Annotated in this window: 11 protein-coding genes and 1 tRNA gene; 9 read left to right on the top strand and 3 right to left on the bottom strand. The window is 58.9% G+C overall.

Features of this window, described 5'->3' with window-relative positions; genetic code table 11:
- Nucleotides 1-118: 118 nt before the first annotated feature.
- From rpsO to C9422_RS12995, 3 genes are all read left to right on the top strand, one after another.
- Entirely contained in the window at nucleotides 119-388 is a 270-nt protein-coding gene (gene rpsO, locus C9422_RS12985; RefSeq protein WP_015093441.1) for a 30S ribosomal protein S15, read from the top strand.
- A 206-nt stretch (nucleotides 389-594) separates the two neighbouring features.
- Nucleotides 595-2,700, top strand: a complete 2,106-nt coding sequence (gene pnp, locus C9422_RS12990) for a polyribonucleotide nucleotidyltransferase (protein WP_007973102.1) — start codon at nucleotides 595-597, stop codon at nucleotides 2,698-2,700.
- 139 nt (nucleotides 2,701-2,839) lie between these two features.
- A tRNA-Thr gene (locus tag C9422_RS12995) sits at nucleotides 2,840-2,915 on the top strand.
- A 14-nt stretch (nucleotides 2,916-2,929) separates the two neighbouring features.
- Here C9422_RS12995 and C9422_RS13000 read toward each other — a convergent pair.
- A complete protein-coding gene (locus C9422_RS13000; protein ID WP_116580926.1) occupies nucleotides 2,930-3,469 on the bottom strand; it encodes a hypothetical protein in 540 nt (179 codons plus the stop codon).
- A gap of 302 nt (nucleotides 3,470-3,771) precedes the next feature.
- On the opposite strand from C9422_RS13000, the gene C9422_RS13005 reads away from it, so the two are divergent.
- Nucleotides 3,772-4,077, top strand: coding sequence for a DUF6388 family protein (locus tag C9422_RS13005; protein ID WP_015093442.1), 306 nt, complete (start codon nucleotides 3,772-3,774; stop codon nucleotides 4,075-4,077).
- Between the two features lie 136 nt (nucleotides 4,078-4,213).
- On the opposite strand, the gene nadC is transcribed toward C9422_RS13005, so the two are convergent.
- Nucleotides 4,214-5,062 (bottom strand): carboxylating nicotinate-nucleotide diphosphorylase, encoded by an 849-nt coding sequence (gene nadC, locus C9422_RS13010; protein WP_007973096.1) that lies wholly within the window; start codon nucleotides 5,060-5,062, stop codon nucleotides 4,214-4,216.
- 263 nt (nucleotides 5,063-5,325) lie between these two features.
- Here nadC and C9422_RS13015 point away from each other — a divergent pair, with 263 nt between their 5' ends.
- The 5 genes from C9422_RS13015 to C9422_RS13035 all read left to right on the top strand — a co-directional run bounded on the left by C9422_RS13015 (nucleotide 5,326) and on the right by C9422_RS13035 (nucleotide 11,838).
- A complete protein-coding gene (locus tag C9422_RS13015) occupies nucleotides 5,326-7,512 on the top strand; it encodes a DUF1631 domain-containing protein (RefSeq protein ID WP_116580927.1) in 2,187 nt (728 codons plus the stop codon).
- Between the two features lie 62 nt (nucleotides 7,513-7,574).
- Nucleotides 7,575-8,135 carry a 1,6-anhydro-N-acetylmuramyl-L-alanine amidase AmpD gene (ampD, locus tag C9422_RS13020; RefSeq protein ID WP_116580928.1) on the top strand — a complete coding sequence of 187 codons (561 nt, stop codon included), beginning with the start codon at nucleotides 7,575-7,577 and terminating at the stop codon, nucleotides 8,133-8,135.
- Nucleotides 8,132-8,968 (top strand): regulatory signaling modulator protein AmpE, encoded by an 837-nt coding sequence (ampE, locus tag C9422_RS13025; RefSeq protein WP_116580929.1) that lies wholly within the window; start codon nucleotides 8,132-8,134, stop codon nucleotides 8,966-8,968. Before ampD ends, ampE begins: the two co-directional genes overlap by 4 nt.
- A 205-nt stretch (nucleotides 8,969-9,173) precedes the next feature.
- The gene (locus C9422_RS13030; protein WP_116580930.1) at nucleotides 9,174-11,204 is read left to right on the top strand and encodes a methyl-accepting chemotaxis protein; all 2,031 of its coding nucleotides are present in this window, start codon (nucleotides 9,174-9,176) and stop codon (nucleotides 11,202-11,204) included.
- A gap of 244 nt (nucleotides 11,205-11,448) precedes the next feature.
- The gene (locus C9422_RS13035) at nucleotides 11,449-11,838 is read left to right on the top strand and encodes a hypothetical protein (RefSeq protein WP_104450898.1); all 390 of its coding nucleotides are present in this window, start codon (nucleotides 11,449-11,451) and stop codon (nucleotides 11,836-11,838) included.
- Here the strand turns inward: C9422_RS13035 and C9422_RS13040 are convergent, their stop codons facing one another.
- On the bottom strand, nucleotides 11,839-12,615 hold the full coding sequence (locus tag C9422_RS13040) for a TatD family hydrolase (protein WP_116580931.1): 777 nt from the start codon (nucleotides 12,613-12,615) through the stop codon (nucleotides 11,839-11,841).
- Nucleotide 12,616: the final 1 nt, after the last annotated feature.

Raw genomic sequence — 12,616 nt, forward strand, 5'->3', positions numbered from 1 at the left:
GGCTGGCGAGGGTGGCTGTTAACAGGCACGGTCACTACTCATTTTTAGATACAGGGATTTGTCCCTGGCCTGTTGAAACTGTTTTTCTGAAACAGTTTCCTGATAAAAGGATTGCCTCATGGCTCTCGACGTTCAAGAAAAAGCTCAAATCGTTGCTGACTACCAGCAAGCTGTTGGTGACACTGGTTCGCCAGAAGTGCAAGTTGCACTGCTGACCGCCAACATCAACAAGCTGCAAGGTCACTTCAAGGCCAACGGTAAAGACCACCACTCCCGTCGTGGTCTGATCCGCATGGTTAACCAGCGTCGTAAGCTGCTGGACTACCTGAAAGGCAAGGATCTGGGTCGCTATCAGACTCTGATCGGTCGCCTGGGTCTGCGTCGCTAATAAGCGATTGCGCTAGAGGTTGGTTGTCTGTCGTGCACCAGCGGGTTTCCCGCCGGCGCATGGCAGGCTCCCAGCCTCAAGTTTTATCTGGATACCTGCTTTGCCTGAGTAACACCTGGACAAACCGCTCGGGCCGATTCCCGACATTGCCCAAGAATTTCGCAAGAAACCAGTTCCCCCAAGAGCCACAAAGAAGGTAGGACACCGTGAACCCGGTAATCAAAAAATTCCAGTTCGGTCAGTCGACCGTTACCCTCGAGACTGGCCGCATCGCCCGTCAGGCCTCCGGCGCAGTATTGGTCACCGTTGACGACGACGTCAGCGTATTGGTGACCGTAGTCGGTGCCAAGCAAGCCGATCCAGGCAAGGGCTTCTTCCCTCTGTCTGTTCACTACCAAGAAAAGACTTACGCTGCCGGTAAGATCCCTGGCGGTTTCTTCAAGCGCGAAGGCCGTCCTTCCGAGAAAGAAACCCTGACTTCCCGACTGATCGACCGTCCGATCCGTCCGCTGTTCCCTGAAGGTTTCATGAACGAAGTGCAGGTTGTCTGCACCGTCGTTTCCACCAGCAAGAAGACCGATCCGGACATCGCTGCGATGATCGGTACCTCGGCTGCCCTGGCCATCTCCGGCATTCCTTTCGATGGCCCGATCGGCGCTGCCCGCGTAGCTTTCCACGAAAGCACCGGCTACCTGCTGAACCCGACTTACGAGCAGCAAGCTGCTTCGAGCCTGGACATGGTCGTTGCCGGTACTTCGGACGCCGTGCTGATGGTTGAATCGGAAGCCAAAGAGCTGACCGAAGACCAGATGCTGGGCGCGGTACTGTTTGCTCACGACGAGTTCCAGGTTGTGATCAACGCGGTCAAAGAACTGGCTGCCGAAGCTGCCAAGCCAACCTGGACCTGGGCTCCTGCGCCAGAAGCCACCGAACTGCTGGGCGCTATCCGTGCCGAGTTCGGCGAAGCGATCTCCCAGGCCTACACCATCACCGTCAAGGCCGACCGTTACGCTCGCCTGGGCGAACTGAAGGACCAGGTCGTTGCCAAGCTGTCCGGTGAAGAAGGCCAGCCTTCCGCTTCCGACGTCAAAGCGGCTTTCGGTGAAATCGAATACCGCACCGTTCGCGAAAACATCGTAAACGGCAAGCCACGTATCGACGGTCGCGACACCCGCACCGTACGTCCGCTGAACATCGAAGTCGGTGTTCTGCCAAAGACCCACGGTTCGGCCCTGTTCACCCGTGGCGAAACCCAGGCCCTGGTCGTTGCAACGCTGGGTACTGCCCGTGATGCACAGCTGCTGGACACCCTGGAAGGCGAGAAAAAAGACCCGTTCATGCTGCACTACAACTTCCCTCCGTTCTCGGTGGGCGAGTGTGGTCGCATGGGTGGCGCTGGTCGTCGCGAAATCGGTCACGGCCGTCTGGCCCGTCGTTCGGTTTCGGCCATGCTGCCTGCCGCTGACGTGTTCCCGTACACCATCCGCGTGGTTTCGGAAATCACCGAATCCAACGGTTCGAGCTCGATGGCTTCCGTTTGCGGTGCTTCCCTGGCCCTGATGGACGCTGGCGTTCCAATGAAGGCTCCGGTTGCCGGTATCGCCATGGGTCTGGTTAAAGAAGGCGAGAAGTTCGCCGTCCTGACCGACATCCTGGGTGACGAAGACCACCTGGGCGACATGGACTTCAAGGTAGCCGGTACCGCCAAAGGCGTCACCGCGCTGCAGATGGACATCAAGATCAAGGGCATCACCGAAGAAATCATGGAGATCGCTCTGGGCCAAGCCCTGGAAGCGCGCCTGAACATCCTCGGCCAGATGAACCAGATCATTGGCCAGTCGCGTACCGAACTGTCGGCCAACGCTCCGACCATGATCGCGATGAAAATCGACACCGACAAGATCCGTGATGTCATCGGTAAAGGCGGCGCGACCATCCGTGCGATCTGCGAAGAAACCAAGGCTTCGATCGACATCGAAGACGACGGTTCGATCAAGATCTTCGGCGAAACCAAGGAAGCCGCTGAAGCAGCACGTCAGCGCGTTCTGGGTATCACCGCTGAAGCCGAGATCGGCAAGATCTACGTCGGCAAGGTTGAGCGCATCGTCGACTTCGGCGCATTCGTCAACATCCTGCCGGGCAAGGACGGTCTGGTTCACATCTCCATGCTGAGCGACGCTCGCGTAGAGAAAGTGACCGACATCCTGAAAGAAGGCCAGGAAGTGGAAGTGTTGGTACTGGACGTGGACAACCGCGGCCGTATCAAGCTGTCCATCAAAGACGTGGCAGCAGCCAAGGCTTCGGGCGTTTAATCGCGCCTCACACCTGACCGCTTCAACGTTGTAAAAAATGCCCCGCCGTGAAAACGACGGGGCATTTTTTTGTCTGCGAAACATCGAGACATTGCGCGAAGTTGCCGGACCTCGATAGCAGTGCTAGGTTTAGCCCACCGCCCGTGTAGCTCAGCCGGTAGAGCAGCGCACTCGTAACGCGAAGGTCGCAGGTTCGATTCCTGTCTCGGGCACCATCTCCCCCCCCTGGTTATTTCACCTTTCTGCTCAAGTCCTCGACGGTCCGCTTGAGGTTGTCGAGTTCGCGGTCCTGGTCGCTGACTTCCCGTTTCAGGCTGGAAATCTCGCTGCTGTTTGAACTGGAGCTGGAGCCGCTATTGCGTTTGAGTTCTTCAACCTGCTTGCCGAGGTTGTTGATGTCGCGCTCCTGCTCGGCCACCTTGCGCTTGAGTTCGTCGATTTCCCTGCTGCTGGAGCTTGAGCTGGAACCGTTGCCGCGCTTGAGATCCTCAATCGTGCGTTGTTGTTCGCTGACGGTTTTCTTCAGGTCTTCGACATTCCCCGAGGTGTCCTTCAACGACTTTTGCATGCTTTGCAGGTCATCGGCACTGATCCCGGTTTTGACCAGGGTGTATTTGTCGTACTCGTAGTGCAGAACCGGGATCTTGTCGCCAAACGAGGAGGGGCCGCTGCTCACTTCGATAGCGGCCAGCGCCGGAAACGGTAGTGCCAGGCTGGCGAACAATGCGGTTGTAAGTACAACAGACGAAGATTTGGAAATGCTGCGCATCACTGAGGTTCCTTGTGAAATGCCGGTATGGCACATCGCTATGACTGGGGATTTGAATTTATGTTCCCGCCCCCAGCAGCACATCCTGTGCACAACTTTTTGTGGGGAGATGTAAAGAGACGTGCAAATCGTCCGACAAACATCCTATATTCGGAGCCTGCATGAGCTTCGCCCAGCAGTTTTCAGATGATCCCGAATGGTTCTGAAGGCCAGACAGACCGGGCTACAAGCGGTTCTTCTGCGTCAGAGAGATCCTTGATGATCCAGATCCATCTTCCATTCCCCAGATCAGCGAGAACAACATGACCGTAAAAGAATTGAGCCAAGAAGAAAGACACGAAGAAGCCCTCAAGAAGTACGTGCTGGACGCGCCCGAATTGATGGACGAGATCAAGGACTTGAGTCCGGACGATCAGAAAGACCAGATTCAATGGGCCTTCGAGGATGAAGCCGAAGCCCAGGGCTTGCAGCCGTGGGAATTGACGCTCAAGTACACCTCGACCCCGGAGGAGTACGAGACAGAACGCCTGAAGCTGCACAAAGAAGCGGCCGAGGTGCTGGGCGTCGAGTGGGAAGAATACTGCGAGATGAACAATCTGGTGGTTTGACACTCATCATGTAGGAGCGAGCTTGCTCGCGATGGTCGTTAACGATAACGCGTGTTTACTGGTTAAACATGGCGCTCTCTCAGGTACATCGCGAGCAAGCTCGCTCCTACAGTTTTGGCAACTCACATGCCTGTGATCAGATACTCAAGCGCATCGACAGATCGACCGCCTTCACATCCTTGGTCATTGCACCGATCGAAATGTAATCCACCCCGGTCCGGGCAATCGGCAACAACGTACTCTCGTTGATCCCGCCGCTGGCTTCCAGCTTGGCCTTGCCAGCGTTCAGGCGCACGGCTTCGCGCATGTCGTCCAGGCTCAATTCGTCGAGCATGATGATGTCGGCACCGGCCGCCAGCGCTTCCTTCAGTTCATCCAGGCTTTCCACTTCAATCTCGACCGGTTTGCCCGGGGCGATCTTGTGCGCGGCGGCGATGGCCTGCGCGATGCCGCCGCTGGCGGCGATGTGGTTTTCCTTGATCAGGAAGGCGTCATACAGGCCGATGCGGTGGTTGTGGCAACCGCCGCAGGTCACCGCGTACTTTTGCGCAAGGCGCAGCCCCGGCAGTGTCTTGCGGGTGTCGAGCAGCTTGACCTGGGTCTCGGCCACGAAGTCCGCCAGGTATTGCGCGCGAGTCGCCACGCCGGAGAGCAGTTGCAGGAAGTTCAGGGCGCTGCGTTCGCCGGTCAGCAGTGAGCGCGCCGGGCCTTCGAGGTGGAACAGCACCTGATTGGGCGTCACCCGTTCACCGTCGGCAACCTGCCAGTGCACTGCCACCCGTGGGTCCAGTTGCCGAAACACGTTATCCACCCAGGCGGTACCGCTGATGACGGCCGCATCGCGGGTGATGATGGTGGCTTTGGCCAGGCGTTCAGCCGGGATCAACTGCGCGGTGATGTCGCCGCTGCCGATGTCTTCACGCAACGCACGGCGCACGTTGGCTTCGATTTCGGCGGTCAGATCGGCGAGACGTAGATTCGGCATAACGGACTCCACAAACAAGGTGGCTCGATTATAGGGCCATGGCCCGGACCAACCCAAGGCATCAGAGCATTACGTTGGCAATGGTGCCTGCATTTGGTCGAATCCCTGGGGTGTCGGTGCGGGTCATCGCTACCGAGCAAACGCCTGTTTGAGATGAGGTGCAGAGTCTTCTGGCGCAAAGGTGAGCTTTTACAAGATAATTCGCCTTGTATTTGACGTCATCAGTTTGACGATTTGAAGCATCACCGTTCCAGGGAGGCCGAATGCACAACGACGGGAATGTAGTGCCTTTGCACAAGGCAACTACCGACCAGGTGGCTCACTCGCCACTCGCCCGACTGCCGGCGATTCTTCTCCAGGTTCGCGACAAGGCCGCGCAACAGTTGCGACACGGATTGCAGGCGTTATTCGACAACGCCGACGACACCCTCTTCGAAATGGCCGATCAAGCCCATTGTGACGTCGAGCAGAACATCTTCTTTCAAGCGATGCGCGATTTGCGTCTCAAGCACAAAAGCATCGAGCGGGTGTTTCTCGAGCAGTTTTTCGGCGCATTCATCCGGCTTGCCCAATACGACCCTGCCATTGCGGCCATACCCCAGGCCTTGGCGGCCGATGCATCCTTGGCGCAAACCGATGACGAGCGCGAGCGTACGGTCGCAGTGGATGCGATGGTCAGCCGGGTGCTGGACCGCGACGGTTTCGCCCTGGATCAACTGACGGCCCGACTCTGCGCTTTGTCGGGCAAGGGGTTGGGCGATCTGCACAACCCCCTGAGTCCGGCGATGCTCTGCGAATACTTCTTGCAGGCTGCGCGCCAGCTGGGGCTGGAGATCAAGGTCAAGCTGATTATCCTCGGGTTGTTCGAGCGTTATGTCCTCAGCGAGGCCGATCAGCTTTACGCCGAAGCCAATCAACTGCTGCTCGCTACCGGTGTGTTGCCCGACCTTAAACCGGCCCCGGTGCGCCGTACCACGGACCGGCCCGAGAGTACCCCCGTCGAATCGACCGATGAGGGCGCCACCCCGGTCTGCTTGCCCATCGATGACAATGTCCAGGCGGTTTTCGCCGCGCTGCAGGCCCTGCTGTTCAACGTTCGCGGCAGCCTGTCGCCAACGCTGGAAGTCAGTGCCACTGCGCTGCCGATTTCCACGCGCGATCTGTTGCGTCTGCTGTCGCATTTGCAGCAATACGTGCCGGCCCCGGCAGTCGTGGACGATTTTGACCTGCGCAACCAGCTCGAACAGTTACTGACCCGGGTCAGCGTCAAAAGCGGCAGGTCGCGGGTTTTCGAGGAGGCCGATGAAGATGTGATCAACCTGGTCGCCATGCTGTTCGAGTGCATGCTCGATGATCGCAATCTGCCGGATCCGCTCAAGGCGCTGATCGGCCGATTGCAGATTCCACTGGTCAAGGTGGCGCTGCTCGACAAGAGTTTCTTCAGTCGCAGCAGTCATCCGGCACGACGCCTTCTCAACGAAATCGCCAACGCGGCAATGGGGTGGGACACCTGTGACGATCATCAGCGTGACAGCCTGTACGTGCGCATCCATCAGGTCGTACAGCGTTTGTTGAATGACTTTGTCTATGAGCCCGCGATTTTTTCCGAACTGCTGGCCGACTTTCTTGCGTTTACCCAGGACGAGCGCCGTCGCAGCGAGTTGCTCGAGCAACGCATTCGTGATGCCGAGGAAGGACGAGCCAAGACCGGGCTGGCCCGCCAGCGTGTCGAGCAGGTGTTGAATCAGGCGTTGTTTGGCAAGTACCTGCCGCAAGGCGTACTGGGGTTTGTCCAGGAGGCCTGGAGCAAAGTACTGCTGCTGACTTACCTCAAACATGGCGATCGGTCGGCTGAGTGGCATGCCGATGTGCGTACCCTGGAGCAATTGGTCTGGAGCGTTCAGCACCACCACGAGTCCGATGCGACCAGGATGTTGGCCCTGGTACCGGATTTGCTCAAGTCGTTGCGCGACGGGCTGAATTCGTCGGCCTTCGATCCGTTTGCCGCCAGCGAGTTTTTCAGCGAGCTGGAGAGCTTGCACGTTCAGGCAGCGGGGGGCTCACCCGCCAGTGCGTCGCTGATGATCGAGGTGCTGACGCCTGTCGTCCTGCACTTGGCCGAGGAAAGTCAGGTGCACAGTGAGCCGATACGTTTGCTGGCGGACGATGCGGGTTTGCGCCAGGTCGATAAAATGCTTCCGGGCTGTTGGGTCGAGTTTCAGGAAGACCCGGAAAACAGCCTTCGCTGCAAACTGGTGGCCATCATTACAGCCACCGGCAAATACATCTTCGTCAACCGCACCGGCATGAAAGTGCTCGAGCGCAGTCGCCCTGACCTGGCCCTGGAGCTGCGCAATGGCAGGGCGCGAGTGCTTGACGACACCTTGCTGTTCGAGCGAGCTCTCGAACGGGTGATCGGCAACCTCAAGCGCCTCAAGCGCGGCAAGTGATCGCGCCTTGGGGGAATATCGCGGCATACTGTGCCAACACAGTCGACGTTGAAGGAATCGGTATGCAGTTGGACCCCGCGAGCGGTTGGATTCAGGGTGTGCATGTCTGCCCCTCACCCAACTTCAATGCGCGCCCCACAGACGAGATTTCCCTGCTGGTGATTCACAACATCAGCCTGCCACCGGCGCAGTTCGCCACTGGCAAGGTGCAGGAATTTTTCCAGAATCGCCTGGATGTCACCGAACATCCCTATTTTGAAGGGATTGCGGATTTGCGGGTGTCCGCGCACTTCCTGATCGAGCGTGACGGAACGGTCACCCAGTTTGTTTCATGCCTTGAGCGTGCGTGGCATGCAGGGGTCTCGTGCTTCGAAGGGCGGGAAACCTGTAACGATTTTTCCGTGGGCATCGAGCTTGAAGGCACGGATGATCTGCCGTTCACCGACGCGCAATATGGCGCGTTGACGGCCCTGACCCGTCAGTTGCAACGGACGTTCACGGCGATCACTACAGAGCGTATCTGCGGGCACAGCGACATTGCACCCGGGCGCAAAACCGATCCGGGACCGGCGTTCGACTGGGCACGTTATCGCGCCGCTCTGGCACAAGAGGATGGGCAATGAGTTTTCTGGTGTTGCTGTTGGCGGTATGGATCGAAAAGTTCTCGGCCCTGCGCCATCGGGTTCAGCGTGACAGTGGCTGGACACACGAGCTGAACAAGCTTGAGGCCAGCCCGCGGTTTTCGGGCCGGCCATGGTTGGTGTTGTCGGTCGTGGTCTTGTTGCCGGTGGCATTGCTGGGTTTGCTGCTGGTCGTCATCGAACCGGTGGCCTACGGGTTGCTCGCGTTGCCGATCCATTTGCTGGTCGTGATCTACAGCCTGGGGCGCGGTGACCTGCTGGGCGATCTCGGGCCGTTCCGCGATGCCTGGCGTCGGGAGGATCTGCAAGCAGCGGCCCTTGTCGCCAAGCGCGATCTGGATATCTGTGCAGACAGTGGCGAGCAGTTGCTGGAGCAGGTCGAAGGGCATTTGCTGTGGGAGGCCTACCAGAGCTTTTTCGCGGTGATTTTCTGGTACTTCCTGTTGGGCCCGGTCGCGGCGCTGAGTTATCGGCTGCTGGCGCTGGCCGAAGAGCACGGGAAAAACCCGGCGCTGGTCGAGCGCGCCGGGCAACTGCGTCACGCCTTCGACTGGTTGCCGGTGCGTCTGCTGGCGGCGAGCCTGGCGTTGGTCGGCAATTTTGTCGCGGTCAGTCGGGTGATGCTGCATGAACTGCTGAACTGGAACATCAGCGCTGCGCAATTGATCGTGAAAGTCGGGCTGGTGGCCGGTGAAATTCCGGCACCGGTGGCTGGCGCAGAAGGTATCAACAACCTGGATCGCATCTGGGACCTGCTGCTGCGTGCCGCAGTGCTCTGGTATGCCGGGTTTGCGTTGTGGACGGTCCTGCATTAGGCCAGCAGTCGATGCTCTTGTGGTGAGGGGCAAGCCCCCTCACCACAATGGTTCATCCGCCAGTGCGGATGAACCCTGTCGTTAACCTTAAGTTACAAAACTTCCTGCCGATTTAAGTTATACAGAGATAGCGCCGCATAGTGGCTATCTGCTGTCTGTCTGCGCCTGCCAATAAAAAAAATAAGAAATTGAAGGGAGACATCCAGTGAAGAGCTTGCTCTATCCCGCTGTTGCACTGATGAATCGTCTGAGCTTCGGCATGAAGTTCAGCCTGATCAGCGTACTGTTCCTGGTACCGATGCTGGTGACCAACTTCTATCTGGTGCGTGACTCCTACCGCGAATTCCAGGGCACGCGCATCGAACTGCAAAGTCTCGACCTGTTGGGCAGCAGCCTGACGTTACGGCGCGATCTGGAAACCCTGAACAACCTGGTGCAGATCAATGTCAGCCTCGGCCAATCCGGCAAGGCCGGCAATGTCGAATCGAAGATCAGCACCCTCGAGCAGAATATTCTGACTCGCCTGCAAGGGCTGACGGCGATGACCAGCGACCCGGAGCAGGTCGCGGTGTTTGATGGCAAACGCGATGAGATGATCGCCGCGTTCAAGGCCCAGCAAACGGAAAACTCCCTGCAAAGCAAAAGTGCCCTGATCGGCAAGCTGGTGGGCAGCGCGCAGATTTTCGGCCAGCTCATCACCAGCCAGTCCGGCCTCAGTCGCGACAATCAGAGCGACATGCGCCAGTTGAGTGAGCTCGTCACCCTCGTCACCCCGCGTGTCACACAGATTCTGGGCGAAGGTCGGGCAATGGGGTCTTATTCGTTGGGGCAGGGTTTCATCAACTCGGCGTCGAGTACTCGTTTCGATGAATTGCTGGCGCAGATTGAAAAGCTCCAGGCCGAATATGGCCTGAAGTTGCAGGACGCCTTGGGTTCCAGCAAAGCCGCCCGCGATACCCTGGCCGCTCAGGCCGATAGCAGCCGGGCATCCTTGAAGAAAGCCAGCGAGCTGTTCGAAGAGCAAGTGGTCATGGCCGATACCCTCGATGCGCCGTGGCAGGGCTTTTACGATCAGGTCAGCGCCCTGATGGACCAGACTTACCAACTCAACGAAGCAACCCTCAAGTATCTGGGGCCGCAGTTGCAGCAACGCCTGGACCAGAACCGCACGCACATGGTCTTGCAGGCCGTGGCGTTATCCGTCGTGTTCGTGTTGATCTTTTATCTCTACGGCGCTTTCTATGCCTCGACCCGCACCACGCTCAAGCGCCTGGGAGCAGTGATGGACAAGGTGGCGGCCGGCGACATGACGGTGACCTTCAGCGCCCATAGCCGTGACGAGCTGGGCGAGTTGGGCGAGGTGTTCAACGGCACCGTGAAGAAAATCCATGACCTGATCGAGCGGGTCGGGCAGACCGTCAGCGAAGTCGAGCGCCAGGCCGGTCAGGTGGAAAGCGTTTCCGCGCAAAGCAACCAGGCCGTCGCCGGGCAGCGCACGCAGATCGAACAAGTGGCCACGGCGATGAACCAGATGTCGGCCACTTCCCAGGAGGTCGCGCGCAGTGCTGCAGCGGCAGTGAGCAGCGCCCACAGTGTCAACGACGAAACCATCAGCGGTCGCGGCCTGGTGGAGTCGCAGCAAGGCAGCATCGCCGCACTGGCCAGCGAAATCGATCAGTCGGTGCTGGTGATCAATCAACTGGCCAGCGACAGCCAGTCCATCAGCCGCGTTCTGGAAGTGATCAAGAGCATCGCCGAGCAGACCAACCTGTTGGCGCTCAATGCCGCTATCGAGGCTGCACGGGCCGGTGAGCAGGGGCGCGGTTTCGCCGTGGTCGCCGATGAAGTCCGGACCCTGGCCAAGCGTACCCAACAATCGACCGAAGAAATCGAGCAGATGATCGCCAAGCTCCATGGCGGTGTCGGCGCGGCGGTCAAGGCCATGGGCACCAGCCATGAAATGGCCAATGGCACGGTGGGGCAGTCGGAAAAGGTCCAGCGGGCATTGGAAAATATTCTGGGAGCGGTCGGCATGATCGTCGACCAGAACCAGCAGATCGCCGCCGCCGTGGAGCAACAAACCGCCGTGGCGCACGATATCGACCAGAACATCGTCGAGATCAATCGCGCCGGTGAGCGTACCGCTGTAGGTGCGCACCAGACCGAAGACGCCAGCCGGGCGTTGTCGGCTCAGGTCGTGGAGTTGAAACAGTTGATCAGTGCATTCCGGGTTTGAAGGTTTCCTCGGGACCCTGTGGGAGCGGGCTTGCCCGCGAAGACGGCGGCACATCCAACATTAATGTGACTGGACTATCGCTTTCCCGGGCAAGCCCGCTCCCACGGTTTTGGTGTACTGTCGGTAAGTTTCGTAATACTTTTTCCCTTTCGCGGTGAGAATCTTCCTGATTCTGTCCGTCATCTGGCTATTGGATTTCAATCAAGGAAGAGTTACGCGGCTTACCCCATGGAGGAGCTTCGTCATGTCTGCTGCAACAACAGGAGTCCAGGGACGCTGCGCGCATTGTCAGCGCACGTTGCTGCTTCAACCCTGGCAACTCAACGCCATTGCGATCAATGAAGCGTTTGCCTGTGCCCACTGCCGGAAACACGTTCAGTTACGTTGTCCGGAACAGATCAAGCGCTTCAAGTCTCTCGACTCTTTTTCGCTGTTGCGCGCCAGCCTGCGGGTGATGGTCTGCACGGCCTTGCTGGTGGCACTGGTGATGGAGTGGGTGGGAATGCTCAGTGTCATCGAACAGCTGAATGCTTCGCTGATCGTCTTGTTCGTGTATTTCGCGGTGGTTCGCTACTTCCGCCGGCGTCAGCACCTGACGCTGATCCTGGAAGCTGCCAGGGCTCACGCTGACTGATTACCAGCCGAACACTTCGCAGCTGTTGGCGGTGCTGGCAGCCGCCAGTCGTTCCGGGCTGATTGCCATCCATGGCGCCAGTGCCGCGCAGATCGCCGGCAAGTGTGCCGGGCTGTTGCGCTGGCCGGGGAACATGGCGGGCGCCATGTCCGGCGAGTCGGTTTCCAGCACCACCGAATCCAGTGGCAGTTCGGCGAGCACGCGGTGCATGCGCAGCGCTTGTGGCCAGGTCGGGGCACCGCCAAGGCCGAGCTTGTAACCGAGCTTGATGTATTCCCGCGCCTCCTCCTTGCTGCCGGCGAAGGCATGGATGATCCCGGCACGTTTCAGGCGAAACCGTTTGAGTGTGGCAATCACCGCCGCATGGCTACGCCGCACATGGATCAATGCGGGAAGATTGAAGTCCGCCGCCAGTTGCAATTGCGCCTCGAACAACGCCTGTTGGCGCTCGCGATCGAGGGATTCGATGAAGTAGTCCAGGCCGATTTCGCCCACCGCACAGAGTTGCCGATGGCCGGCCAGGCGGGTCAGCCAATCGCCGAGTTCGCTCAAGTCTTCAGGGCGATGATCGTCCAGGTACACCGGATGCAAACCGAACGCCGCATGCAGGTCGGGATCGTTTTGCACCAGCTCCCAGACCCGCTGCCAGTTGGCTTGGTAAACCCCCAGCACCACGATCCGCCGCACCCCGAGGGCGCGGCTTTCGGCCAGCAGCGCCTGGCGATCGGCGTCGAAGTCCGGAAAATCCAGGTGGGTATGGGTGTCGATCAACTCCACG

The organism is Pseudomonas sp. B1(2018), from assembly GCF_003097365.1.
GTDB classification, from domain to species: domain Bacteria; phylum Pseudomonadota; class Gammaproteobacteria; order Pseudomonadales; family Pseudomonadaceae; genus Aquipseudomonas; species Aquipseudomonas laurylsulfatiphila.